Annotated in this window: 18 protein-coding genes, 2 tRNA genes and 3 rRNA genes; 17 read left to right on the top strand and 6 right to left on the bottom strand. The window is 69.5% G+C overall.

Translation table 11 applies throughout. From position 1 onward, the window contains the following. The first annotated feature begins 46 nt into the window (after positions 1–46). From NI26_RS09980 to NI26_RS09925, 12 genes are all read left to right on the top strand, one after another. Complete coding sequence (locus NI26_RS09980; RefSeq protein WP_066654915.1) at positions 47–487, top strand: hypothetical protein; 441 nt, start codon at positions 47–49, stop codon at positions 485–487. Next, the gene (locus NI26_RS09975; protein WP_066654913.1) at positions 484–864 is read left to right on the top strand and encodes a hypothetical protein; all 381 of its coding nucleotides are present in this window, start codon (positions 484–486) and stop codon (positions 862–864) included. The genes NI26_RS09980 and NI26_RS09975 overlap by 4 nt, the downstream gene beginning before the upstream one ends. A 163-nt stretch (positions 865–1,027) precedes the next feature. Continuing rightward, positions 1,028–2,617 (top strand): phosphoglycerate dehydrogenase, encoded by a 1,590-nt coding sequence (gene serA, locus NI26_RS09970; RefSeq protein ID WP_066654911.1) that lies wholly within the window; start codon positions 1,028–1,030, stop codon positions 2,615–2,617. A gap of 11 nt (positions 2,618–2,628) precedes the next feature. Continuing rightward, on the top strand, positions 2,629–3,696 hold the full coding sequence (locus tag NI26_RS09965; protein ID WP_066654909.1) for a 3-isopropylmalate dehydrogenase: 1,068 nt from the start codon (positions 2,629–2,631) through the stop codon (positions 3,694–3,696). 14 nt (positions 3,697–3,710) lie between these two features. Then, positions 3,711–4,835: a branched-chain amino acid aminotransferase gene (locus NI26_RS09960; RefSeq protein ID WP_066654903.1), complete on the top strand. Its 1,125-nt coding sequence runs from the start codon at positions 3,711–3,713 to the stop codon at positions 4,833–4,835. 24 nt (positions 4,836–4,859) lie between these two features. Next, entirely contained in the window at positions 4,860–5,630 is a 771-nt protein-coding gene (locus NI26_RS09955; protein WP_066654901.1) for a fumarylacetoacetate hydrolase family protein, read from the top strand. Between the two features lie 466 nt (positions 5,631–6,096). Then, positions 6,097–7,618 (top strand): 16S ribosomal RNA (locus NI26_RS09950). Between the two features lie 473 nt (positions 7,619–8,091). After that, a 23S ribosomal RNA gene (locus NI26_RS09945) occupies positions 8,092–11,219 on the top strand. 141 nt (positions 11,220–11,360) lie between these two features. Beyond that, positions 11,361–11,477: ribosomal RNA gene (gene rrf, locus NI26_RS09940) — 5S ribosomal RNA — on the top strand. The 16S, 23S and 5S rRNA genes sit together here, the layout of an rRNA operon. A gap of 125 nt (positions 11,478–11,602) precedes the next feature. After that, positions 11,603–13,090, top strand: coding sequence for a glutamate--tRNA ligase (gltX, locus tag NI26_RS09935; protein ID WP_066658382.1), 1,488 nt, complete (start codon positions 11,603–11,605; stop codon positions 13,088–13,090). Positions 13,091–13,100: 10 nt separating this feature from the next. Next, positions 13,101–14,060, top strand: coding sequence for an NAD(P)/FAD-dependent oxidoreductase (locus NI26_RS09930; RefSeq protein ID WP_144411319.1), 960 nt, complete (start codon positions 13,101–13,103; stop codon positions 14,058–14,060). A 46-nt stretch (positions 14,061–14,106) separates the two neighbouring features. Further along, positions 14,107–14,178 (top strand) — tRNA-Gln (locus NI26_RS09925). 230 nt (positions 14,179–14,408) lie between these two features. Here the strand turns inward: NI26_RS09925 and NI26_RS09920 are convergent. Then, entirely contained in the window at positions 14,409–15,287 is an 879-nt protein-coding gene (locus NI26_RS09920; protein ID WP_066654898.1) for a glycoside hydrolase family 16 protein, read from the bottom strand. Next, positions 15,277–17,496 (bottom strand): hypothetical protein, encoded by a 2,220-nt coding sequence (locus NI26_RS09915; RefSeq protein ID WP_066654896.1) that lies wholly within the window; start codon positions 17,494–17,496, stop codon positions 15,277–15,279. The genes NI26_RS09920 and NI26_RS09915 overlap by 11 nt, the downstream gene beginning before the upstream one ends. 229 nt (positions 17,497–17,725) lie before the next feature. Between NI26_RS09915 and NI26_RS09910 the strand changes: the two genes are divergently transcribed. From NI26_RS09910 to NI26_RS09900, 3 genes are all read left to right on the top strand, one after another. Next, positions 17,726–19,066: a glycosyltransferase family 2 protein gene (locus tag NI26_RS09910; protein WP_066654894.1), complete on the top strand. Its 1,341-nt coding sequence runs from the start codon at positions 17,726–17,728 to the stop codon at positions 19,064–19,066. Positions 19,067–19,553: 487 nt separating this feature from the next. Continuing rightward, positions 19,554–20,381, top strand: coding sequence for a glycosyltransferase family 2 protein (locus NI26_RS09905; protein WP_066654892.1), 828 nt, complete (start codon positions 19,554–19,556; stop codon positions 20,379–20,381). Beyond that, positions 20,378–21,337, top strand: a complete 960-nt coding sequence (locus NI26_RS09900; protein WP_081984928.1) for a glycosyltransferase family 2 protein — start codon at positions 20,378–20,380, stop codon at positions 21,335–21,337. The genes NI26_RS09905 and NI26_RS09900 overlap by 4 nt, the downstream gene beginning before the upstream one ends. A 92-nt stretch (positions 21,338–21,429) precedes the next feature. Here the strand turns inward: NI26_RS09900 and NI26_RS09895 are convergent, their stop codons facing one another. From NI26_RS09895 to NI26_RS09880, 4 genes are all read right to left on the bottom strand, one after another. Next, positions 21,430–22,983, bottom strand: coding sequence for a lipopolysaccharide biosynthesis protein (locus NI26_RS09895; RefSeq protein WP_066654890.1), 1,554 nt, complete (start codon positions 22,981–22,983; stop codon positions 21,430–21,432). After that, complete coding sequence (locus tag NI26_RS09890) at positions 22,980–23,885, bottom strand: beta-1,6-N-acetylglucosaminyltransferase (RefSeq protein WP_066654888.1); 906 nt, start codon at positions 23,883–23,885, stop codon at positions 22,980–22,982. Before NI26_RS09890 ends, NI26_RS09895 begins: the two co-directional genes overlap by 4 nt. Positions 23,886–23,987: 102 nt before the next feature. Beyond that, a complete protein-coding gene (locus NI26_RS09885) occupies positions 23,988–24,191 on the bottom strand; it encodes a hypothetical protein (RefSeq protein WP_066654886.1) in 204 nt (67 codons plus the stop codon). A gap of 74 nt (positions 24,192–24,265) precedes the next feature. After that, positions 24,266–25,612 (bottom strand): glycosyltransferase, encoded by a 1,347-nt coding sequence (locus tag NI26_RS09880; RefSeq protein ID WP_066654884.1) that lies wholly within the window; start codon positions 25,610–25,612, stop codon positions 24,266–24,268. 102 nt (positions 25,613–25,714) lie between these two features. Between NI26_RS09880 and NI26_RS09875 the strand changes: the two genes are divergently transcribed. Together NI26_RS09875 and NI26_RS09870 are read left to right on the top strand one after the other, a co-directional pair. Further along, positions 25,715–26,347 (top strand): MBL fold metallo-hydrolase, encoded by a 633-nt coding sequence (locus tag NI26_RS09875; protein WP_066654883.1) that lies wholly within the window; start codon positions 25,715–25,717, stop codon positions 26,345–26,347. A 98-nt stretch (positions 26,348–26,445) separates the two neighbouring features. Continuing rightward, positions 26,446–26,521: transfer RNA gene (locus tag NI26_RS09870), tRNA-Glu, on the top strand. Positions 26,522–26,550 lie beyond the last annotated feature (29 nt).

The raw sequence follows: 26,550 nt of genomic DNA, 5'->3' as shown, positions 1-26,550 counted from the left end.
TCCCTCGTGGTGTCCGCCGTCGCGGGTCCCTCGTAGAATCGTCCCCATGACCACGGCAGCATCCCCGCCCGACGGCTCGGTCGACCACGACGACGACGCCCTCAGCTGGGGCGACGCGGACGACGCGACCCACGTCGACGCGGCCCACAACCCGGTCACGGTGAAGGGCCACGGCGGACGCGACCCGGAGCGCCCGGAGACCTCCGGTGCCCTGGTCGGCTTCGGGGTCTTCGGCGGGCTCTACCTGCTCTACACGGTGGCGTGGCTGCTCACCGCCTCGACCGCGTACGTCGCGAACGTCGACACGCTGCTCACCGTCTTCGTCGAGGTCCTCCGCTTCCTGTCGATCGTTGCGCCCGCGCTGTGGTTCACCGTGGTGCTCTGGGCCGGTCGTGGTCGTCGGACCCGCACGCGGCTGCTGTGGATGCTGCTCGGAGCCGCCGTGCTCTTCCCCTGGCCGTTCCTCATGACCAGGAGCTTCGGGTGACCGCCACGACACCGGCAGCCCGCCGGACCTCGTCCCCGCTCGTCGGCCGCATCGTCGTCTGGGTGGTCTTCGGCGCGCTGTTCGCCTACATGACCGTCCAGAGTGTCGGGAACCTCGTCACCGTCTCGCAGTCGGTTCGCGCGTTCAACACGTTCCTCGAGACGACCTCCGGTGGTTCGTCGCTGCAGCGCAGCACTCCCTGGGGCTGGCTCGTCCTCGACATCGCGATCGCGCCCGTCGCGTTCGTGGTCGCCCTCTGGACGACGCGCCGGGCTCGGCTGTCGGTGACGGTCGGTGTCTTCGTCGTCGCGTTCGCGGCGGCGGGCGCGCTCTGGCTCGACCTCCAGCTGTTCGTGCCGCGCCTGCTCGACTTCTGACGCACGTCGCTACCGTCCCACGGACGGGAGGCACGGTGCCCGCTGGCTCCGCGCCTCCGGACCGGCGCGTGGTTCCGTCGGGGACCGACGGTGCGGTCGTAACCGGGTCCCCGCGTCGATACGATGGTGGGATACCGCCCGTCTCGTGTGAGGAACTGCAGCTGTGCCGAAGCCGGTCGTCCTGATCGCCGAAGAACTCTCGCCCGCCACCGTCGACGCCCTCGGGCCCGACTTCGAGATCCGGAACGTGGACGGTACCGACCGTGCCGCGCTCCTGTCCTCCCTCGCCGACGCGCACGCCGTGCTGGTGCGGTCCGCCACGAAGATCGACGCCGAGGCCATCGCCGCGGCGCCGCAGCTCAAGGTGGTCGCCCGCGCGGGCGTCGGCCTGGACAACGTCGACATCAAGGCGGCGACCACCGCCGGCGTGATGGTCGTCAACGCGCCGACGTCGAACATCATCTCGGCCGCCGAGCTCACGGTCGGCCACATCCTGTCGCTCGCGCGCCACATCCCCGCGGCCCACGCGTCGCTCGCCGCCGGCGCGTGGAAGCGTTCGTCGTACACGGGCGTCGAGCTCTACGAGAAGACCGTCGGCATCATCGGCCTCGGCCGCATCGGCGCGCTCATCACGCAGCGCCTGCAGGCGTTCGGCGTCTCGGTCATCGCGTACGACCCCTACGTCACGACGGCCAGGGCCCAGCAGCTCGGGGTCGAGCTGGTGTCGCTCGAGGACCTCCTCCGTCGTGCGGACTTCACCACGATCCACATGCCGAAGACGCCGGAGACGGTGGGCATGATCTCGGACGAGCAGTTCGCGCTCATGAAGCCGACCGCGTTCGTCGTGAACGTCGCCCGCGGCGGCCTGATCGACGAGGACGCCCTGCACCGGGCGCTCACGTCCGGGGAGATCGCCGGCGCCGGCCTCGACGTCTTCGTGTCCGAGCCGCCGAAGGACTCGCCGCTGCTCGCGCTGCCGAACGTCGTCGTCACGCCGCACCTCGGCGCCTCGACGGACGAGGCCCAGGAGAAGGCCGGCGTCTCCGTCGCGAAGTCCGTGCGCCTCGCGCTCGGCGGCGAACTCGTGCCGGACGCGGTCAACGTCGCCGGCGGCGTCATCGACCCGTACGTCCGCCCGGGGATCCCGCTCATGGAGAAGCTCGGTCAGGTCTTCACCGGCCTGGCCACCTCGCCGGTGACGAGCATCGACGTCGAGGTGCACGGCGAGCTCGCGCAGTACGACGTCAGCGTGCTGAAGCTCGCAGCCCTCAAGGGCGTCTTCACCGACGTCGTCAGCGACCAGGTCTCGTACGTCAACGCCCCGCTCATCGCGGAGCAGCGCGGCGTGAGCGTCCGGCTCATCACCGACGCCGACAGCCCGGAGTACCGCAACGTCCTCACGATCCGCGGTGCCCAGTCCGACGGGCCCGCGATCAGCGTGTCCGGCACGCTGACCGGTGCCAAGCAGGTCGAGAAGCTCGTGGAGATCAACGGCCACGACGTCGAGGTCGCCCTCGACGCGCACCACGTCGTGATGGTCTACACCGACCGCCCCGGCATCGTCGCGGTCTACGGCAAGGAGTTCGGCGACTCCGGCATCAACATCGCCGCGATGCAGATCTCGCGCGAGGCCGCCGGCGGGCAGGCGCTGAGCGTCCTGACGGTCGACTCGCCGGTGCCCGCGGAGATCCTCGAGCACGTGCGCTCCACCATCGACGCGACCTCGCTCCGCGAGATCGACATCACGCTGTAGGGGTCCGGGACATGGCACAGACGCTCAAGCTGGCGGTCGTCCGCGGCGACGGCATCGGGCCCGAGGTGGTGGACGAAGCGCTGAAGGTCCTGCACGCGGTGCTACCGGACGACCTCGACGTGCAGGAGACCGCCTTCTCGCTCGGTGCCGCCCGGTACCTCGAGACGGGCGACATCCTCACCGAGGACGACATGTCCGCCATCGCCGAGCACGACGCGATCCTGCTCGGCGCCGTCGGCGGTGACCCGCGCGACCCGCGACTCGCGGGCGGGATCATCGAGCGTGGACTCCTGCTGAAGCTGCGCTTCGCGTTCGACCACTACGTCAACCTCCGCCCCACGACGGTGTACTCCTCGGTCGCGAGCCCGCTCGCCGACCCGGGCGCGGTCGACTTCGTCGTCGTGCGCGAGGGCACCGAGGGCCCGTACGTCGGCAACGGCGGCGCGATCCGCGTCGGCACGCCGCACGAGATCGCCACCGAGGTGTCCCTCAACACGGCACACGGTGTCGAGCGCGTCGTCCGGTACGCCTTCGACCTCGCCTCCCGCCGCCCGCGGAAGCACCTGACCCTCGTGCACAAGAGCAACGTGCTCGTGCACGCGGGTTCCCTCTGGCAGCGGACGGTCGCGGCGGTCGCCGAGGAGCACCCGGACGTGACCGTCGACTACCAGCACGTCGACGCGGTGACGATCCACATGGTCCGCGAGCCCGGGCGGTTCGACGTCATCGTCACCGACAACCTGTTCGGGGACATCATCACCGACCTGGCCGGCGCGATCAGCGGCGGCATCGGTCTGGCGGCCTCGGGGAACATCAACCCGGACGGCACCTTCCCCAGCATGTTCGAGCCGGTCCACGGTTCCGCGCCGGACATCGCAGGCCAGCAGGTCGCCGACCCGACCGCCGCCGTCCTGTCCGTCGCCCTGCTGCTCGACCACCTCGGTCGTGCAGACCTGGCGGCGGCCGTGACACAGGCGGTCGAGGCCGACCTCGCGAGCCGGGGCACCACGCCGCGCAGCACGGCCGAGGTCGGCGACGCCATCGCCGCCGCGGTCGCAGCACGCACCACCACCGCCTGACAGGAGTCACCCAGATGAGCAGCACCGACACCGAGACCGACGGCGACTTCGCCCTCGAGTTCGCGAACACGCCGTCGCCCGAGCGTCGGGCCGCGGCCGAGCGCGAGGAGATCCTCGCCGACCCGGGCTTCGGCAAGTACTTCACCGACCACATGGCCACCGTCGCGTGGTCGCTCGAAGCCGGCTGGCACAGCGCATCGATCCACCCGTACGGACCGCTGACCCTCGACCCCAGCGCCAGCGTGTTCCACTACGCGCAGGAGATCTTCGAGGGCATGAAGGCCTACCGCCACGCGGACGGGTCGGTGTGGTCCTTCCGGCCGGACGCGAACGCGCGCCGCTTCCAGCGCTCGGCCCGTCGGCTCGCGCTCCCGGAGCTGCCGCTCGAGGTCTTCGTCGAGTCGGTCCGGCAGCTCGTCCGCGCCGACGTGGACTGGGTGCCGTCGGCGCCGGAGACCAGCCTGTACCTGCGTCCGTTCATGATCGCGACCGAGTCCTTCCTCGGCGTCCGTGCCGCGCAGGAGGTCGCGTACCACTGCATCGCCAGCCCGGCGGGGGCGTACTTCACGTCCGGACCGAAGCCCGTGAGCATCTGGCTGTCGACGAAGTACGCCCGTGCCGCACGTGGCGGGACCGGGGCTGCGAAGACCGGCGGGAACTACGCCGCGTCCCTGCTCCCGCAGCAGGAGGCCTACGAGCAGGGCTGCCAGCAGGTGATGTTCCTCGACTCCGAGGAGGGCCGGTACCTCGAGGAGCTCGGCGGCATGAACGTCGTGCTCGTGCGGTCGGACAGCACGCTCGTCACGCCGGACTCGGAGTCGATCCTCGAGGGCATCACCCGCGACTCGATCCTGCAGCTCGCCGAGGACCGCGGGCTCCGGGTGGAGCGTCGTCGGGTGACGCTCGACGAGTGGCGGGACGGGGTGGCCGACGGCTCGATCACCGAGGCGTTCGCCTGCGGGACGGCCGCGGTGGTCACGCCGATCGCGGAGCTCCGCGGCGAGGGCTTCACGATCGGGTCGCCGACCGTCGGTGCCGGCGATTTGACGATGTCGCTCCGCCAGGAGCTGACCGACATCCAGTACGGCCGTCGTCCCGACCCCCACGGGTGGATGACGCGCCTGACGGACCCGGCCTGAGCCGCGGATCGGTAGGGTCGAACAGTGAAGATCGCACGGTTCAGCAGCACGGGTGAAGACCCGCGGTACGGCATCCTCGACGAGCGTGACCTGGTCGTCCTTGCGGGGGACCCGATGTACCAGGGGTTCGAGACGACGGGGGAGCGGGTGCCGCTCGCCGACGCCAAGCTCCTCGCACCGGTGATCCCTCGGTCGAAGGTGATCGGCGTCGGCCTGAACTACGCCGAGCACGCGTCGGAGATGGACGAGCGGTCGGGGGACGACCCCGTGGTCTTCCTCAAGCCGAACACCGCGGTCATCGGTCCGGACGACCCCATCCGTCTGCCGGCCGAGGTCGGCCGTGTCGACCACGAGGGCGAGCTCGCCATCGTGATCGGCTCGCTCGCCAAGAACGTCCGGCGCGAGGACTTCGCGAGCGTCGTGCTCGGGTACACGATCGCGAACGACGTGACTGCGCGCGACCTGCAGGCCCGCGACGGACAGTGGACGCGAGCCAAGGGCTTCGACACCTTCTGTCCGCTCGGTCCGGTCATCGAGACCGAGATCGACCCGTCGGACATCCGACTCGAGACCCGCGTGGACGGCGAGCTGCGCCAGGCGGCGTCGACCAGCGAGATGGTGCACGACATCCCGTCCCTGGTCGAGTTCGTGTCGTCGATCTGGACCCTCCTGCCCGGCGACGTCATCCTCACCGGTACCCCGGCCGGGGTCGGGGCCATCCGCGACGGCGAGGTGGTGGAGGTCCTCATCGAGGGGATCGGCTCGCTGAAGAACCCGGTCATCGCTCGCCACTGAGTGCTCGCGACACCCGAACGGCCCGTTCCCACAGGGGAGCGGGCCGTTCGCCGTACCGGGGCCACGAGGTGCCGACCGTGCGACACGCCCGGGATGTTGGTGGTGTTGGTGGTGTGGTCGGGCCGTGCGTAGAGTAATCACTCGTTGCCGCTGAGGCGGAGAACGGAACGGCCGAGACGGTCACCGGGTTCACCTGGAGATCTTGTCCGCCGCGGTTCTTCCCCGGCAACGAACTTCCAGCCCCTCTGATGAGGTTCCACTGTGGTGGTGCTGAGCGGGGGGTGCGTCTGGTCCTTGAGAACTCAACAGCGTGCACATTGTCAATGCCAATTATTTTGACCCCGTGCGATTGCAGCTTTGGTTGTGGTCGTCGGAGACAATTCCTTTTGGATTGAAGATTGTCAGTAGACAGTCAACAGTCAGAATCAACTCGGTTCGGCGCTTTCGGGTGTCGGATCTGTAATTTTTTACGGAGAGTTTGATCCTGGCTCAGGACGAACGCTGGCGGCGTGCTTAACACATGCAAGTCGAACGATGATCAGGAGCTTGCTCCTGTGATTAGTGGCGAACGGGTGAGTAACACGTGAGTAACCTGCCCCTGACTCTGGGATAAGCGTTGGAAACGACGTCTAATACTGGATATGATCACTGGCCGCATGGTCTGGTGGTGGAAAGATTTTTTGGTTGGGGATGGACTCGCGGCCTATCAGCTTGTTGGTGAGGTAATGGCTCACCAAGGCGACGACGGGTAGCCGGCCTGAGAGGGTGACCGGCCACACTGGGACTGAGACACGGCCCAGACTCCTACGGGAGGCAGCAGTGGGGAATATTGCACAATGGGCGAAAGCCTGATGCAGCAACGCCGCGTGAGGGATGACGGCCTTCGGGTTGTAAACCTCTTTTAGTAGGGAAGAAGCGAAAGTGACGGTACCTGCAGAAAAAGCACCGGCTAACTACGTGCCAGCAGCCGCGGTAATACGTAGGGTGCAAGCGTTGTCCGGAATTATTGGGCGTAAAGAGCTCGTAGGCGGTTTGTCGCGTCTGCTGTGAAATCCCGAGGCTCAACCTCGGGCTTGCAGTGGGTACGGGCAGACTAGAGTGCGGTAGGGGAGATTGGAATTCCTGGTGTAGCGGTGGAATGCGCAGATATCAGGAGGAACACCGATGGCGAAGGCAGATCTCTGGGCCGTAACTGACGCTGAGGAGCGAAAGCGTGGGGAGCGAACAGGATTAGATACCCTGGTAGTCCACGCCGTAAACGTTGGGCGCTAGATGTAGGGACCTTTCCACGGTTTCTGTGTCGTAGCTAACGCATTAAGCGCCCCGCCTGGGGAGTACGGCCGCAAGGCTAAAACTCAAAGGAATTGACGGGGGCCCGCACAAGCGGCGGAGCATGCGGATTAATTCGATGCAACGCGAAGAACCTTACCAAGGCTTGACATACACCGGAAACGGCCAGAGATGGTCGCCCCCTTGTGGTCGGTGTACAGGTGGTGCATGGTTGTCGTCAGCTCGTGTCGTGAGATGTTGGGTTAAGTCCCGCAACGAGCGCAACCCTCGTTCTATGTTGCCAGCGCGTTATGGCGGGGACTCATAGGAGACTGCCGGGGTCAACTCGGAGGAAGGTGGGGATGACGTCAAATCATCATGCCCCTTATGTCTTGGGCTTCACGCATGCTACAATGGCCGGTACAAAGGGCTGCGATACCGTAAGGTGGAGCGAATCCCAAAAAGCCGGTCTCAGTTCGGATTGAGGTCTGCAACTCGACCTCATGAAGTCGGAGTCGCTAGTAATCGCAGATCAGCAACGCTGCGGTGAATACGTTCCCGGGCCTTGTACACACCGCCCGTCAAGTCATGAAAGTCGGTAACACCCGAAGCCGGTGGCCTAACCCTTGTGGAAGGAGCCGTCGAAGGTGGGATCGGTGATTAGGACTAAGTCGTAACAAGGTAGCCGTACCGGAAGGTGCGGCTGGATCACCTCCTTTCTAAGGAGCATCTGACCGGCCCTGCCCTGCAGGTGTCTGGTTCAGGCGCCGAGTAACCCGAACGTGGTTGCCGGTAGCTCATGGGTGGAACATTGACAGTGCAGTCGGGAGCGTAGCTTCCGGCCCTAGTACGCCAGCTTGCTGGTTGGGACGGGTCGGGGTGAGCGGTTCGGCTGGTGCACGTTGTTGGGTCCTGAGGGACCAGGCTTCCTGATCGAGCATGTCTTGGTCGGGGGTTGAGCCGCCAGGGTCTGGCTGGGTGGGATGGAGTGATCTGTTCGTGCCGGGTTGGGGTCTGGGGTACCGGTTCTTCGAGTGGGCCGCATGAAGCTGATGCCGTGGGTGTCGGGGGAGTGTGGTGCCGATCGTATGTTGAGAACTACACAGTGGACGCGAGCATCTTAGATCGCTCGTGATGATGACCGGCCTTCGGGTTGGTTGTTGTTCGAGTCGATCGCAATTTTAATCTTTGTGGTCAAGTTTCTAAGAGCAAACGGTGGATGCCTTGGCATCTGGAGCCGAAGAAGGACGTAGAAATCTGCGATAAGCCTCGGGGAGCTGATAATCGAGCTGTGAGCCGAGGATTTCCGAATGGGGAAACCCCGCCAGGCGACTTGTCGACCTGGTGACTCCCGCCTGAATATATAGGGCGGGTAGAGGGAACGTGGGGAAGTGAAACATCTCAGTACCCACAGGAAGAGAAAACAACATGTGATTCCGTGAGTAGTGGCGAGCGAAAGCGGATGAGGCTAAACCGATCATGTGTGATAGCCGGCGGGCGTTGCATGGTCGGGGTTGTGGGACACGTCGCTCAGTTCTGCCGGACTGGGACGGTTACAGCGCATCATAGTCGAACCGGTTTGAAAGCCGGGCCGTAGTGGGTGCCAGCCCCGTAGACGAAATGGTGTTATGGCCGGATGTGTATCCCAAGTAGCACGGGGCCCGAGAAATCCCGTGTGAATCTGTCAGGACCACCTGATAAGCCTAAATACTCCCAGATGACCGATAGCGGACAAGTACCGTGAGGGAAAGGTGAAAAGTACCCCGGGAGGGGAGTGAAATAGTACCTGAAACCGTTTGCTTACAAACCGTCGGAGCCTCCTTGTAGGGGTGACGGCGTGCCTTTTGAAGAATGAGCCTGCGAGTTAGTGATATGTGGCGAGGTTAACCCGTGTGGGGCAGCCGTAGCGAAAGCGAGTCTGAATAGGGCGATTCAGTCGCATGTCCTAGACCCGAAGCGAAGTGATCTATCCATGGCCAGGTTGAAGCGACGGTAAGACGTCGTGGAGGACCGAACCCACTTCAGTTGAAAATGGAGGGGATGAGCTGTGGATAGGGGTGAAAGGCCAATCAAACTTCGTGATAGCTGGTTCTCTCCGAAATGCATTTAGGTGCAGCGTTGCGTGTTTCTCGCCGGAGGTAGAGCTACTGGATGGCCGATGGGCCTCAACAGGTTACTGACGTCAGCCAAACTCCGAATGCCGGTGAGTGAGAGCGCAGCAGTGAGACGGTGGGGGATAAGCTTCATCGTCGAGAGGGAAACAACCCAGACTACCAACTAAGGCCCCTAAGCGTGTGCTAAGTGGGAAAGGATGTGGAGTTGCACAGACAACCAGGAGGTTGGCTTAGAAGCAGCCACCCTTGAAAGAGTGCGTAATAGCTCACTGGTCAAGTGATTCCGCGCCGACAATGTAACGGGGCTCAAGCACACCGCCGAAGTTGTAGATTTCGCACACAGACAAGCCTTCGTGGTTCAGTCGTGCGGAGTGGTAGGAGAGCGTCGTGTGGCGAGTGAAGCGGCGGAGTAATCCAGCCGTGGACGCCACACGAGTGAGAATGCAGGCATGAGTAGCGAAAGACGGGTGAGAAACCCGTCCTCCGAAAGACCAAGGGTTCCAGGGCCAGGTTAATCCGCCCTGGGTAAGTCGGGACCTAAGGCGAGGCCGACAGGCGTAGTCGATGGACAACGGGTTGATATTCCCGTACCGGCGAACAACCGCCCAAGCTAATCCAGTGGTGCTAAGAGTCCTAACCCGGACTTCCGGATCCCTTCGGGGTGATGGTGTCCGGTCTAACGCTCGACCCCATGCTGGTGCGGCTAGCGTATGAACAGGTGTGACGCAGGAAGGTAGCTGAGCCAGGCGATGGTATCCGTAAGGTGAACCTGGTGTAAGGATGTAGGGCTGACGATAGGCAAATCCGTCGTCTGTGTGCCTGAGATCCGACGCGTACCCGTAAGGGGAAATCAGTGATCCTATGCTGCCGAGAAAAGCATCGACGCGAGGTTGCAGCCGCCCGTACCCGAAACCGACTCAGGTGGTCAGGTAGAGAATACCAAGGAGATCGAGAGAATCGTGGTTAAGGAACTCGGCAAAATGCCCCCGTAACTTCGGGAGAAGGGGGGCCGGACACGTGATACGACTTCTCGTTGTTGAGCGTTGAAGGCCGCAGAGACCAGTGGGAAGCGACTGTTTACTAAAAACACAGGTCCGTGCGAAGTCGCAAGACGATGTATACGGACTGACGCCTGCCCGGTGCTGGAAGGTTAAGAGGAAGGGTTAGCCTCAGGGCGAAGCTCTGAATTTAAGCCCCAGTAAACGGCGGTGGTAACTATAACCATCCTAAGGTAGCGAAATTCCTTGTCGGGTAAGTTCCGACCTGCACGAATGGCGTAACGACTTCCCAGCTGTCTCAACCGCGAACTCGGCGAAATTGCACTACGAGTAAAGATGCTCGTTACGCGCAGCAGGACGGAAAGACCCCGTGACCTTTACTACAGTTTGGTATTGGTGTTCGGAGTGGCTTGTGTAGGATAGGTGGGAGACTGTGAAGCGGGCACGCTAGTGTTCGTGGAGTCATTGTTGAAATACCACTCTGGTCACTTTGGATGTCTAACGTAGGACCCTGATCGGGTTCATGGACAGTGCCTGATGGGTAGTTTAACTGGGGCGGTTGCCTCCCAAAGAGTAACGGAGGCGCCCAAAGGTTCCCTCAACCTGGTTGGCAATCAGGTGGCGAGTGTAAGTGCACAAGGGAGCTTGACTGTGAGACTGACAGGTCGAGCAGGGACGAAAGTCGGGACTAGTGATCCGGCAGTGGCTTGTGGAAGCGCTGTCGCTCAACGGATAAAAGGTACCTCGGGGATAACAGGCTGATCTTGCCCAAGAGTCCATATCGACGGCATGGTTTGGCACCTCGATGTCGGCTCGTCGCATCCTGGGGCTGGAGTAGGTCCCAAGGGTTGGGCTGTTCGCCCATTAAAGCGGTACGCGAGCTGGGTTTAGAACGTCGTGAGACAGTTCGGTCCCTATCCGCTGCGCGCGTTGGAAATTTGAGAAGATCTATCCCTAGTACGAGAGGACCGGGATGGACGAACCTCTGGTGTGTCAGTTGTTCTGCCAAGGGCACCGCTGATTAGCTACGTTCGGACCGGATAACCGCTGAAAGCATCTAAGCGGGAAGCCGTCTTCGAGATGAGATTTCCATGCACCTTGAGTGTGAGAGGCTCCCAGCAGACTACTGGGTTGATAGGCCGGATGTGGAAGCGGGGACTAACGACCCGTGGAGCTGACCGGTACTAATAAGCCGAAGACTTGACAACACAACTTTTACCGTCACCCCTTGTGGGTGGCGGGCTCGCGTCCACTTTGTGGTTCCCGACAGACGATCGGGAATCAAACTGAATACTTCAGCAATGCTCTGAAGGAACAATGGTTTGATCCAGGATCTGGGTCGACAGTGTTCCGGTGGTCATAGCGAGAGGGAAACGCCCGGTCACATTCCGAACCCGGAAGCTAAGCCTCTCAGCGCCGATGGTACTGCAAGGGGGACCTTGTGGGAGAGTAGGACGCCGCCGGGCTCAACTTCAGCAACACCAGGAAACCCCTGACCGTTATCGGTCAGGGGTTTCCTGCGTTAACGGGCCGACCCGCACACCGCCACCGCAGGTCGGGTAGCGTGGCGCGCCGGTAGGATCGTGTGGTCATGACTGCACCGTTCACCACTGCCACCGGCTCCGACGTCCGAGTCCGTTTCTGCCCGAGCCCGACCGGGACCCCGCACGTGGGGCTCATCCGGACGGCCCTGTTCAACTGGGCCTACGCGCGCCACACCGGCGGCAAGCTCGTGTTCCGCATCGAGGACACCGACGCCGCTCGGGACAGCGAGGAGTCCTACGAGCAGATCCTCGACGCGCTCCGGTGGCTCCGGCTCGACTGGGACGAGGGCGTCGAGGTGGGCGGTCCGCACGGTCCGTACCGCCAGTCCGAGCGCTCGGACGTGTACGAGGACGTCATCGCGAAGCTGCGTGCGTCCGGCCACGTCTACGAGTCGTACGTGACACCGGAGGAGATGGAGGCCCGGAACACGGCCGCCGGTCGCGACCCGAAGCAGGGGTACGACAACCACGAGCGCGACCTGACCGAGGCCGAGCGCCAGGCGTTCCGCGACGAGGGGCGGCAGCCGGCGCTGCGGCTCCGTGTGCCCGACCGCGACCTCAGCTTCGACGACCTGGTGCGCGGCGAGATCACCTTCAAGCAGGGCACCTTCCCGGACTTCGTGGTGGTCCGCCCCAACGGCAAGCCGCTGTACACGTTCACGAACCCGGTCGACGATGCCCTGATGGGGATCACCCACGTGCTGCGCGGTGAGGACCTGCTGTCGTCGACCCCGCGGCAGATCGCGCTGTACGAGGCGCTCGTCGAGGTCGGCATCACCGACGTCGTCCCGCGTTTCGGTCACCTGCCGTACGTCATGGGGGAGGGCAACAAGAAGCTCTCGAAGCGCGACCCCGAGTCGAACCTGTTCCACCACCGTTCCGCCGGCATGGTGCCGGAGGGGCTCCTCAACTACCTCGCGCTGCTCGGCTGGTCGATCGGCCCGGACCGCGACGTCTTCTCGTCGGACGAGATGGTCGCCGCGTTCGACGTCGTCGACGTGAACCCGAACCCCGCCCGCTTCGACCACAAGAAGGCCGAGGCGATCAACGGTGACCACATCCGTCTGCTCGACGCCGACGACTTCCGCGGACGCCTGCTGCCGTACCTGACGGACTTCGTGTCGGTGCCGCCGACCGCCGAGCAGGAGCGGGTGCTGGCGGCGGCGGCCCCGCTGGTCCAGGAGCGCATGCAGCTCCTCGGCGAGGCTCCGGCGATGCTCGGCTTCCTGTTCACGACCGACGACGAGCTCGTGGTCGAGGACGACGCCCGCGCCACGCTGAAGGACGACGCCGGGGACGTGCTCCACGCCGGGGTCACCGCGCTCGAGGGCGTCGAGGACTGGACGACCGGGTCGATCGAAGCAGCCCTGCGGTCGTCCCTCATCGACGGCATGGGCCTCAAGCCGCGCGTGGCGTTCGGACCGCTCCGCGTCGCCGTGTCCGGGCGCCGGATCAGCCCGCCGCTGTTCGAGTCCATGGAGATCCTCGGCAAGGAGTCCACACTCACCCGTCTCCGCCGACTCGCGGACCGCTGACACCGTCGTGGTGACGACTCCGGGTGCGCGGGACGGCGACGTCCTGTCCGTCGACGTCGCGGTCATCGGTGCCGGTCCGGCCGGGCTGAGCGCTGCGCTCAACCTGGTCCGCGCTCGGCGGACGGTGCTGCTCGTCGACGCGAACCGACCGCGCAACGCTGCCACACTCCGTTCGCACGGCTTCGTCACGCGCGACGGGATCTCGCCGCTCGAGCTCCGGAAGCTCGGCCGGGTCGAGGTCGAGTCCTACCCGGAGGCGACCGTCGTGCAGTCGGTCGTCGACCACGTGTCCCGCGAGGGTGACGGCTGGTCGGTGCACGGTTCCTCCCGCGGGGCCGAGCTGCGGGCCCGCGTGAGGGCCGTCGTGGTCGCGACCGGGCTCCGGGAGGAGTTCCCGGCACTGCCGTCCCTGCGAGCCCTCTACGGCACGTCGGTGCACAGCTGCGTCGAGTGCGACGGGTACGAGCACGCAGGGCAACCCCTCGCGTTCCTGTGCGAGACGCCCGACGTGGTGGACCGCGCGTTGCTCGTCGGTTCGTGGACCGACGACCTGGTGGTCTACACGAACGGTGCCGCGGTGCTGGACGATGCCGGCCGTGCGCGACTGTCGGCGGCGGGCGTGACGGTCGACGAACGGCCCGTGGCCGACCTCGAGGGCGGTCGGGACGGCCTCACCGGTGTCCGCCTGGCGGACGGCGACGTGCGGCCGCACACCGGAGCGTTCGTGCGACCCCAGTGGCACGCCGACCTCGACTGGCTCGACGCGCCGGCGGACCGGGACGCCGAAGGGCTCCTCCGCGTGGACCGCGTCGGTCGGACCCGGGTGCCCGGGCTGTACGCCGTCGGGGACGTCACCCCGCCGGGTCCCGAGCAGCTCGTCGTGGCAGCCGGTCACGGGGCGTCGACGGCAGCCGCGGTGCACCGGGACCTGGTGGGTGGTCTCGAGGACCTCCGGGATGCTGTACAGTAGTTGATCGTGCCCCGGACAACGGGGAACGGAAGGCCAGCAGGCCTTTTGGGGTATGGTGTAATTGGCAACACAGCGGTTTCTGGTACCGTCGTTCTTGGTTCGAGTCCAGGTACCCCAGCTCGAAGGAAAAGCCCCCGGGAGATCCCGGGGGCTTTTCCCGTTCCCGGGCGCCTCGTACGAGGAGACACGCCCGGATCGACACGGAACGCCCGAATCGACACCGGGCGCGCGAACGGACGCGGAACGCCCGGAACGACACCGGACGCCGGCACCGAGGAGCGCCGGTGTCCCGGAGGTGTCGACGGTCGGTCCGTCGTGGTCGGCGTCCGGGCAGGAGCCCGCTCGGCGTCAGTCGGCCGCGCGGTACGCCACGACCCAGTCGACGAGCACGTGCCCGTCGGACCCCGCCGGCACGCGGGCGTCGCCGATCGCGGTCTCGGCCTGCAGGGTGACGCGCATCGGCACCCTCGGCACGGCGCCCGTCGTCGAGGCGACCAGTGCACCGTCCCACCAGAAGCGCACGACGTCGGCGGTCCACTCGACGGTGGCGACGTGCCAGTCCTGCTGGCCGCCCGGCACCGTCGGAGCGTCCTCCGGCAGGAACCGCATGGTGCGGTCCGCGGCGTCGAAGCTGCCCGGCACCGCCGACACCGGGCGGACGTCGCCGCCCAGGTCGCCCTCCGGCCAGTCGATCTCGCCCTCGTTCCAGTCGCCCGACAGCGGCCAGAGGAGCATCACGAACTTGTAGCCGGGGGCATCACCGGCCCGGTAGCGGATCGAGACGCGCTGGTGCGTGTACGACCGGTAGCCCGCGGGCAGCACGGCCGCGACGAGTGGCTGACCGTCCTCGGTCCGCAGGTGGAAGTCGAGCGTCGAGTCGTGGACCGAGACGACCTCGTCCGGGTGGTAGATCCCCTTGCCCGAGGTGTCGCGGAACCCGCGGTACTCGGCCATCGCCGGGTAGACCGCGAGCAGGTCGCCGTGGGCGGCGTCGCGGTCGAAGTCCTCGGCGAGGTACGGGACCCAGCGGACCCCGCCCGACTCGACCGTCCCCGAGGGCATCTCCGCGGGCACGGCACGGTCGGCCCGGCGGATCGCCGTCGGCAGGACGACGGCCACGGTGCCGGTCAGCGCCGCGGCGCCGACGAGTCCCGCGACGACCGCACCGCGGCGCAGCACGTCGCGCCGTGTGGGGCCCGGTTCGGGCGTCGCGGGCTCACGCCGCACGGGCGACCTCGTAGATCCGGACACCGTCGCGGTCGTAGCGCAGCGTCCCGCGATCCGCTGCCGAACGTTCGAGGGCGTCGACCTCCGCGCCCGTCGCGGTGCCGCGGGCGACCACGTCCGCGCGTTCGGCGTCGGAGAACACCAGCCACGCGTCCCCGCCGTGCGCCCGGTCCGCGAGCGACTCGTCGAGGTCGGCCGGCGTGATGCCGTCCGGGTACCACTGCGTGAGGTCGCCCAGCGACTGCACCTGGCCCCAGCGCTGCAGGTAGGCGGGGTACCCGGCGCCGATGACGGCAGGGAAGCCGCCGACGGTCGTCAGGGTGTCGTCCGCCGTGAAGCGGCCGTCCAGCCACCGCGCCGCCAGGACCTCGCCGGCCGGCGTCCGGTTCGCCTGCTCGGCCTGGAACGTCGTCGCGACGAAGAGCAGCGTCGTCACGCCGACCAGTGCGCCGGTGAGCAGGAGACGGAGCCGACGCCCGTGCAGCGCGTGGACGGCGGCGATCGCCAGGAAGGGCGCCGAGAAGAGCACGACGCGGAACCTGCCCTCACCCCCGTAGCTCTGCCCGAGGACGAGCACGACCGGGCACGCGGCGAGCCAGAGCACGAGCAGTGCCCGGTGGCCGTGACCGGCACGCACCGTCCGCACGATGCCGACCAGGGCGACGACCGCGACCAGGGCGGTGAGGGCGAGCACCCCGCGGCTCTGCAGGGTGGTCGCGAGCGACGGGATCGCGATGGACGTCGAGGCGGCCGTGGCGTTGCTCACCGGGTCGAACCCGGTGGTCAGGCCGAACTTCTCCTGCACGTAGTCGAGGTTCGGCAGGAGGTACAGCAGCGGTGCGGCGACGACGGGCAGCGCGGTCCACCAGGGTCGGACGACCCCGATCACGACGAGCGGGACGAACGCGGCGACGAGCACGTACGGCGTGAGCTGGTGTGACGCCGTGATCACCGCCTGGAGGAGCACGACCAGGACCACTGCGGTGACGGTCGCGGTGCGGGTGGCGGCGGTACCGGGGTCGACGGCCGCGACGGTCCCACCGGTCGGCACGATCGGTGCCCGGCGGGCCCGGAGCAGCCGGGAGACGACACCGACGATCCCGCGCCCGAGCGCGTTCGGGGTGCTGCGCAGCGTGGTGAGCACGACGAGCACGACGGCGAGGAAGAGCGCGAAGGCGAACGCCTGCGGTGAGTAGTAGTCCTGACCGACCCAGTTCGCGGCGCTGAAGACCACGGCGGCCGTGACCGCCCAGCGGCCCCGGAGCCCGAGCGCCCGGGCGATGCCGAGGACGAGGGCACCGTCGAGCAGGGCGAACGCGACCTCCACGAAGCGGACCGGCGCGGCGGCGTCCGTGGTCCCCGTGACGGAACCGAGGAAGGCGCTCACCGCGAAGAAGCCCGGCCAGCGGTTGTAGATGTCGATCGCCGGGTCGACCGAGCCGTGCTGCTGGATGTACGCGGTGACGGCGATGTGCTTGAAGACCCAGGGCGGTCGGGGCTCGGCAGCCGCGAGGTTCGCCGTGCCGTACACGACCACGACGAGCACGGCGGCGGTGGCGGTGCCGAGCGCGGCCGGGAACCGACGGTCGACCAGCGCGACGACGGTCACCGCGAGGACCGCACCGGCACCGACCCACCACACCGGGGGGACGGCGGTGAGCAGGCCCCACTCGCCGAGCGCCCCTCTGGTGGTCTGCGCCGTGCCGACGACCCAGAGCGCGACCCCCGTGACGAGCACGCCGCCGCCGACCGCGAGCCGGACGACCGTACCGTCGCGGCGTGCTGCCCAGGCGGAGCGGACGGCGTGCTGCACCGACGCCCGGTCGGACGACCGGGCCGTGACGACCCCGTGCGCCAGCGCCGCCCAGCCGCTGACGACGAGGACGAGGCCCGCCGCCGGGACGGGGGCCCAGCGCTGGGTCCAGACCATGGCGAGGGCGACGACGGTGTCGACCGCGGCACCGGCGACGAGGACGAGCGCCGCCCGGCTCACCGGCTCGGTCAGGCGGAGGGGCCGGACGACGGCCGTCCCGGGCACGACGAGGAGCGCCGTCAGGACCACGGCGGTCTGCACCGGACCGGTCGTCCCGGTGAGCAGCACCGCCGTCGCCGCGAACGCCAGCACCGCGGCAGCGACCGCCGGCAGCGGGGACCGGTGCACCCGGTGCGCCCGGCGGAGTTCCACCCGCGTGGGCGCCGTCGCGGTCACGGGGTGACCACCGCGGTGGTGAGGGGCATCGGGCGTTCCTTCGGGTCGGGTGCCGGCTGTCGAGGCAAGTCGACCATCGTCGACCGCCACCGACGAGGGTGCCGACGGTGTTGTGCGGGTGCCCTGCGGCATTGCGGCATCACGCACGGTCGCGTCCGCTCCTGCGGGGGAACCGCAGGCTCCCCGCGGCCGCGTTGACGCCACCGCCGGGGCCGACGACGGTGGTCCCATGACCTCCACGCCGCCGCGACCGTCGTCGTCCCGCCTCGTGCTCGAGCGCACGATGGCGAGCCCCGAGCCGCCCACCTGGCCGGGTGCGGTCTGGGTCGGCGCCGTCGACGCGCACGAGGTCCCCGACGGCGACGTCGCGATCCCGCTGGCGGACGCCGCCGGCCACCGGACGGCGCGGCTCCTCGTCCGTGCGGGCACGTCGCCCCGGGGCTTCGTCGACCTGCCCGTCACCGACGGGGCGGTCGACGCCTCCGAGCTCCGCGCGGCCGTCGACGCGCTGCCCCCGGCCGAGCACCCGCCCGTGCCGGTGCGGCTCCCGAGCACGACCGTCGTGCTCTGCACCCGCGACCGCGCCGACCAGCTCGCCGACGCCCTGCGGTCGGTCCTCGCGCTCGACCACCCCGACCTGGAGGTCGTCGTGGTCGACAACGCGCCGTCCGACGACGCCACCCGTCGACTCGTCACCGCGCCCGGCACCGACCCGCGCATCCGGTACGTGCTCGAGCCGACGCCCGGGCTGTCCAGCGCCCGGAACGCCGGTGTCCGCGCCGCCCGCGGCGAGGTCGTCGCGTTCACCGACGACGACGTGGTGGTCGACCGCGGGTGGCTCCGTGCCCTCGCGTCCGGCTTCGCCCGCGGGGAGGACGTCGTGTGCGTCAGCGGGCTCGTGGCGAGCGGCGAGCTCCGCACGCCGGCCCAGCGCTGGTTCGACGAACGGGTGACCTGGTCGCGGAACCTCACCCCGCGGGTGTTCCGGCTCACCGCCCCGCCGGCGGACCGGCCGCTCTTCCCGTTCTCGGTGGGCGACTACGGCACCGGGGCGAACTTCGCGATGCGCCGTGACGCGGTGCTCGCGCTCGGGGGCTTCGACGAGGCGCTCGGCGTCGGCACCGCCACGGGCGGCGGCGAGGACATCGACGTCTTCGCCCGCGTGGTGCTCTCCGGCGCGGCCCTCGCGGTCGAGCCCTCCGCCCTGGTCTGGCACCGGCACCGCGCCGACGTCGCCGCACTCCGCACCCAGGCGGTCGGGTACGGCACCGGGCTCGGGGCGTGGCTGACGAAGACCGCCCTCCGGCCACGGACGCTCGGGATGGCGCTGGTCCGCGCGCCCGGCGCGGTCCGGCACCTGCTCGCCGGGGCGGCAGTCCCCGCGGCGGACGTCGCCGGTGGGCCGGCGCGCTCCGACACCGTCCCCGCAGCGGGTGACAGCGCCTTCGACCGCGAGGTCGCCGCGGTGCGCGGCGTCGAGCTCCGCGCCGTGCTGCGGGGTGTCGGTCGCTACGCGCGGTCCCGTCACACGGTGCGCGCCCGCTCGGCTGCCGCCCGCCGGACCTCCTGATCCGGCACGCGGTCCGACCGCGTGCCGACCGGGAGGCGCGCCGTGCGCCCGCACCGCGGGCTGCGGCCCGGCCCGGTACCGGACCGCAGCGACCGTCGCGCGGCCGCACCCCGCGCCGCGACGCGACGACGTGCGGGACGTCGGACGAACGGTCCACCCGTCCCGCCCCTCCCGGTCGCCACGTGGCGCGTCGGGCGGTGCGTCGGAGCGTCAGCACGTGCCTCCCGGCCGCCGTGCCCGCACGATCCGCGCCCGCTTGCGGGATTCCGTACGCGCGGTCGCGGCTGCCGCAACGCACCCCGCGCCGCGTTGACCGGTGACCACGGCGCGGACGAAGGTGGGACCGCCGCGGGAACGGCGTACCCCCGTCCCCGCGGTGAGAGCACCCCACCCGCCCCACGGACCATCCCCACACGTCCCACCGGCGCCCACCCAGCGCCGGACCGACGGGACACGACCCACGCAGCCTGAACCCGACAGGAGCACCATGAGCACCACCGTCCGACCCCGAGACCCCCGTGTCTCGGTCGTCATCCCCGCACGCAACGAGGCGCGCAACCTCGAGATCATCCTGCCGATGCTGCCGCCCGTGCACGAGGTGATCCTCGTCGACGGGAACTCGGTCGACGACACCGTCGCGACCGCGCGGCGCCTGATGCCGTCGATCACGGTCGTGCAGCAGACCCGGAAGGGCAAGGGCAACGCACTGGCCTGCGGCTTCGAGGCGGTCACCGGCGACGTCGTCGTCATGTTCGACGCGGACTGCTCCGCGGACGCCGCCGAGATCCCGCGCTTCGTCGACGCCCTCGTCGCCGGTGCCGACGTCGCCAAGGGGTCCCGGTACGCGCCCGGCGGCGGCAGCGACGACATCACGGTGATCCGGGGCCTCGGCAACAAGGGGCTCAACATCATCTCGAACCTGCTGCTCGGTGCGCGGTACACGGACCTCTGCTACGGCTACAACGCGTTCTGGGCGGACACGCTGCCGACGGTCGGTCTGCTGTCCTCGACGCTCCCGCAGCCCGCCGACGGATCGATGCGGTGGGGTGACGGCTTCGAGATCGAGACGATCCTGACCTGCCGGTGGTCCGCCGCCGGCTTCGCGATCACCGAGGTCCCGAGCCACGAGAAGCTCCGCGTGCACGGCACGAGCAACCTCAACGCCGTGAGCGACGGCATCCGCGTCCTCACCTCGATCATGCACGAGCGTCGTCGCGCCGGCGAGGTCGCCGCCCGCGCCCGTCTCGCGCCGACGCCGGTGCGCGCCCGCGCCGTTGCGGAGCCGGTGGCCGTCCTCGACGAGGAAGCCGCGTGAGCCTGCCCACGGTCGCGGTCGTCATCTGCGCCTACACCCAGCAGCGCTGGGGCGACCTGCAGGCAGCCGTGGAGTCGGCGAAGCGGCAGCCCGAGGCCACCGAGGTCGTCGTCGTGATCGACCACGAGCCCGAGCTGCTGCTCCGCGCCGCGGCCAGGTGGCCCGAGCTGCGGGTCGTCCCGAACGCCGAGGAGCGCGGCCTGTCCGGCGCCCGGAACACGGGCGTGGCACTCGCCGCGTCCGACGTCGTGGCCTTCCTCGACGACGACGCCGCGGCGGACCCGGACTGGCTGATGCACCTCGTCGAGTCCCTCGAGCTGCCCGACGTCGTCGGGGTCGGCGGCCGCGCGACCCCGTCGTGGCCGGACACCACCGGCGCCGGACCGTTCCCGGACGAGCTGCTCTGGATCGTCGGCTGCAGCTACACCGGGCTGCCGACCGAGGCCGGCGACGTCCGGAACGTGATCGGGTCGAGCATGGCGTTCCGGCGGGACGTCCTGCTCGCCGCGGGCGGGTTCCGGTCCGGCATCGGTCGGGTCGGCAACCAGCCGCTGGGCTGCGAGGAGACCGAGCTCTGCATCCGGATCGCCCAGATGCGCCCGACGGCCCGGATCCGCTACGAGCCGCGGTCGAACGTCTCGCACCGCGTGTCGGCCGACCGGGTGTCGATGCGGTACGTCCGTCGTCGCAGTTACTACGAGGGGATCTCGAAGGCCATCCTGAGCCGACGGGTCGGTGCGCGGGACTCGCTCTCGAGCGAGGGCACCTACCTGACCCGGGTGCTGCCGAGGGCGCTCCTGCGCGAGCTCGGGACGGTCGGCCGTGGTGGTGGTGTCCGTGCGCTCGCGATCGTGACGAGCGTCGTCGCCACGGTGACCGGGTACGCGGTCGGGCGGACGTTCGGCGCCGTCGTGGTGCGGGCGACGGCGCCGGCTCCGGAGCCCGTCGCGGTCTGACCCCGGCAGATGCAAGGCCCCCGGTACCCCGCGTGGGTACCGGGGGCCTCGCGCGTGCTGCCCGGGCGGGCGTCGGTGCGCGCGGGTGCAGGTCAGCGCGAGTCGCCGCGGGCCGCCCGGAGCCGCTGCAGGAACCAGGGCAGGCAGGCGACGACGCCGACGATGCGCACGACGTCCCAGACGGCGTCCTGCGGGGCGAGCAGGGAGGCCGCAGCCAGGAGCACGGCCGGCACCACGACGAGGGGGACCCGGCGGGCGGGTCCACGCCACAGCCTCCGGTCCCGCAGCGCGGCCTGCTGCAGCACGGCGAGCAGCGCGTACGACAGCACCGTGGACAGCGCGGCGCCGGCGATGCCGAGCGGTGGGACGAGCAGCAGGTTCGCGCCGACGTTCACGGCGGCGGCGGTGGCGGCGATCACCCCGACGGCGACACCGCGGCGCTCCACGACGAGCAGTCGTCCGGTGGCGCCGCTCGCGACGACCGGGAAGGCCGTCAGGGCGACGACGAACACCACGACCGACAGCTCCTCGACCCGGTACGAGGGCGGTGCCAGCACCGGGAGCGCGACCGGCGACACGAGGGTCACGGCGAGGAGCACCGGCGCGAGGAGCAGGTACAGCTCGTCACGCGCGTGCATCGCGAGGCGCCGTCGTGCGGCGGCGTCGCGGAGCGCGGCGAAGTGCGGCGCCCACGCGCTGTTCGTGAAGGTCAGGAGCAGGACGACCGCCGAACCGACGACGTAGGCGATCTGGTAGCGGGCCACCTCGTCGGGTCCGAGGAGGCGCTGCACGACGATGCGGTCCCCGGCGTTCAGGACGAAGTAGGACAGGTTGCCCAGCGCGATCGGCACGCCGAGCCGGAAGGCGCGTGCCGTCGTCGCGTGGTCGACCAGCCCCCGCAGGCGCGGGCGGACGGCGACGACGCCGATCACCATCGCCACGCCCTGCGCGACCACGCCGCCCCAGGCGTAGGTGGTCGCGTCGGCGTGCACGAGCACGAGGAGGCCGAGGCCGATGACCGAGCCGCCCACCGACGACAGCAGACTGGTGACCGCGAAGACGCGGATCCGGTCCTGCGCCACGAGGAGCGCCAGCGACGTCTGCACGACCGCCGCGGGCAGCGTCCAGAGCACCGCGACCAGGAGGAGCGGGTGCTGGCCGACGAAGCCGGCCGCGTCACCCCACGCCGGCAGCGACCCCAGCGCCGCGAGCGTGACGAGGGTCGCGAGGACCGCACCGACCGGGACGAGCCCGCGGGCCCGACGGTCGTCGCCGTCCTCGGCGCGTTGCAGCACCGCCGCCTGGTCGAGTCCGGCCACGGCGAGGACGCCGAGCGCCTGGAAGAGCGCGATGGCGGACGCGAGCACGCCGAACTCGGACGGCGGCAGCAGGTGCGCGAGGACGGGGGAGACGAGCGAGCTGACGACCAGCTGCATGGACCAGACGACCACGTAGAGCATGCCCCGGCCGAAGAGCGCCGAGGCACCCGTGCGGACGGCGGTGCTGCCGGTGTCGGTGCTGCCGGTGTCCGTGCCGGCGGTGCTGCCGGGGCTGCTCGTGGTGTCGCGGGTACGGGCGACGTGCCGCCCGGCGCGCCGCACCGTCGTCGTCCGCGTCGCACTCCCGGTGTCGGACGGGACGCTCACGGCGCGGTGGCCCCGGCGGGACGGTGCGCCCGCAGGCCGACCGCCGCGTCGACGAGGTCGAGCAGGTCGGCGCTGCGGCTCGTGGAGAACTTCCGCGCGAACAGGTACGGCGGCTGGTCGTCCGGACCGGTCCAGTGCTCCAGCAGGCGTCCGGCGTCCGGCGTCCCGAGCCACGGCGGGCTCTTCATCCGGGTACCGTCCCACCCGATGTACCAGAGCGGGTGCTCGAGGTGCTCGTCGGCGAACCCCGGGACGAGTGCGGGGGAGTTCAGGATCGAGGCCACGAGCGACTCGTCGGCGATCCACACGCGGCGCCAGAAGCGCACGAGGTCCGGGCGGGCGTCCACGACGTCGACCACGGCCTGCGCGTGCTCGCGACTGATCAGCTTCACCTGGGACCCACCGGTCAGGACGACCCCACGCGGCAGCCGACGCGGCACCGGCAGCCGCAGCATGTGCTTGCGCCACGCCCAGTGGCGGTAGCGGAACCGCGACCAGCCCCCGCCGCGCCAGTCCGGGTGCGGGAGCGGGTGGGTGACGAGGAACGAACGACCGGGGTGGCGCCCGAGCACCGCGCGCACCTCGTCGGCGGTGGCGAGCGGGTAGTCGCTGCCCGTCAGGACGGCGATGTGGCTCGCATCCGTCCCGGCGAGCGCGGCGCGGTACCCGGCGAGCTCCGCTGCTGCGTTCTCCCACCGCGCCCATCCGGTGCGCCGGCGGTCGAGCAGGTGGACGCGCGGCGGGAGCCCGTCGGTCATCGCGTCGTGCGCGGCGTCCGGAGTGCGGACGTCGCAGTGCAGGAAGACGGGGAAGGGGTCCAGCGCCTCGAGGAGTCGGCGGACCTGGGTCGGGTCCTCGTGTGCGAGGACGACGCAGGCGAGCTCCGCGGTGGGGGTGGGCATGCGAGCGACGCTAACTCCGGCCCCGGAGCCCGACAAGGAACCGCCGGGGCGGCTGCGGGGATGCAGCGGTTTCCCGCACGCGGTACCGCTCGAGCGCGGCGGTCAGCCCCGGCGACGGAAGCGCGGGCAGTCGCAGAGCGCGCAGTCCGAGCCGCGTCGGTAGTGCTCGTGCGCCTCCCGCTGGTGGCCGCACGCGCACGTGGCGGCGTCCGTCGCGCTCGGCGCGACGAGGTGCAGCACCGGCGCTGGACCCGTGGCGTCGTCCGCCGGGACGTCACGGCGCTCGGTGTCGGTACCCAGCAGCATGCGCCCTCCTCGCGCCCGACGCAGTCGTCGGACGTGACCGATCCTACGGTCACGCGTGGCGCTGCGCCTCCGGGTCACCCGGCGAGGGGACGTCCCGCCCTGACGGCGCGCCAGCGTCGACGACTGCGGAGCCATGCGGACGGTCCCGCGGGGAACCCCCGGAGCTCGTGGTACGCCAGCGACCGCGGCACCGGTGTGCTCGCCGGAGCCGGGAGGGTCGGGTCCGCGGCCCGTCGGTGGTCGGCGCCACGGCCGCGGAACAGGGCCGCGGCCGCGACCCGGGCCTTCGCTGTCGCCGCGAGGGGGACGAGCCGAGCGAGGACGGCGACGTGTCGTCGGTCCCGGGCCACGAGTGCGCAGAGCAGGGCGGCGAACCCGACGCCGTTGCCGTGCAGCTGCGCGTGCAGCTCCGCGACGGTCCGGCGGTGCCGGTGGTGCACGACGGCGCGGGGTTCGAAGCCGATGCGTCCGCCGCGCCAGAGGGTCTCGACGAACATCGCCAGGTCCTCGCCGCCGCGTGCGGGGGACCCGGCGCCGAGGGTCGGGTCGAACCCACCGACCGACTCGAGCAGTGTCCGGCGGAACGCCATGTTCGCGCCGGCGCCGTACGCACCGATGCCGTACACCGGGAACCGTCGCCGGACCGAGCCGTCCGGTCGCACCGCGGCCACGCGGGCGAAGCGCATCGCGCCGGGCACGTCCTCGGGGACGATGGTCACCGGCTCGAAGGAGCGCTCGCCGCTGAAGCCGCCGTAGTACGCCTCGTACCAGACCTGCGCGGGCGTCGCGAGCTCGGTCGGCAGGACCACGCCGACGACGGCGTCGAGCTCCGGCTCACGGACGAAGCGCTCGACGAGGGCACGGAGCCAGCGCGGGTCGACCTGCACGTCGTCGTCGGTGAACGCCACGACCTCGCCCCGTGCCGCAGCGATCCCCGCGTTCCGCCCGGCGGACAGCCCGGGGCGCCGTTCCTCGACGAGTCGGACACGGCGTCCCGCGAGCAGGGCCGGCAGCGGGTCGTCCTCCGGGACCCGGACACGGTTGTCGACCACGATGACCTCGTGCTCCGGGTGGTCGTGGCGCTCGAGGGCGTCGAGCAACCGACCGAGGCCCTCGACGCGGTCGACCACGGTGGACACGACGACGGAGACCGACGGCAGGTCGTCGTCGTGCACGGGGGCCGGCGCGGTCGGGGTGGTCACGGACGACGATGCGGCGAGCGCCCGCAGCACCCGCGCGGCGTCGGACGGGTCGGCCGTCAGCGTCAGCCCGGCCGTGCAGACGGGGTACCCGTCGCGGCGTCCGACGACGAGGGCCTCCGTACCGGTCCCGTCGGCGACGAGCTCCGGCAGCGCGGCATCGAGGTCGACGTGCACGACGCGCCGGGGTCCGGGCAGGGCGACGGCGGTGGTGGTGGCCATGTCCCGGACGCTACGGGCACGCATCGACGTCCGACAACGGCGTGCCAGGACCGTGGCGGGACCCGTGCGGAACCCCGCAGCCACGCGCGTAGGGTCGCCCGCATGGAGGTCACCAAGCTCGAGCACGCGTGCCAGGTCGTCACGAAGGACGGGGCACGGCTCGTCCTGGACCCCGGCGGGTTCACCCGCCCGGTCGACGTGACCGGGGTCGTGGCCGTCGTCGTGACGCACGAGCACCCGGACCACGGCACCCCCGAGCAGCTGCACGGGATCCTCGACCGGAATCCGGACGCGGTGGTCCTCGGGCCGTCGGGCGTGGCCGCGGCGCTCGCCGACGCGGGCATCACGGTCGAGGTGGTCGGCGACGGTGACCACCGCGAGGTCGGCCCCTTCACGCTCGACCTGCACGGCGCCCGGCACCAGCGCATCCACTCCTCGGTGCCCCTCGTCGACAACACCGGGGTGCTGGTGGACGGTCGTCTCTTCCACCCCGGGGACGCGTACACGGTGCCCGGCGTCCCCGTCGAGGTCCTCGCTGCTCCGGTCGGCGCACCGTGGCTCAAGGTCGAGGAGATGATGGACTGGATCGCCGCGGTCGGTCCGCGGCGCGCCTACCCGGTGCACGAGGCGACGCTGTCCGAGATCGGCTTCGCCATGCACACCGACCGGCAGCGCGAGGCGCTCGGGGACGGGGAACTCGTCGTGCTCCGGCCCGGCGAGTCGCTCACGATCTGAGACACTGCGGATCCGCCCGGAGGCGCGGCACACCCGGGCGACACGCCCCGTTTTGGCAGCGTGCGCGCGTTGTGCCATACTTATCGGGTTGTCGGAACGGCCCCATCGTATAGCGGCCTAGTACGTCGCCCTCTCACGGCGGTAACGCGGGTTCGAATCCCGCTGGGGTCACCACAGGTGGCTAGCCTCCGAGTCCGACAACG

This window comes from Curtobacterium sp. MR_MD2014, assembly GCF_000772085.1.
Classification (GTDB): Bacteria; Actinomycetota; Actinomycetes; order Actinomycetales; family Microbacteriaceae; genus Curtobacterium.
Note: the sequence above shows the minus strand (reverse complement) of the source record. Positions and strands in the feature narration are given on the sequence as shown.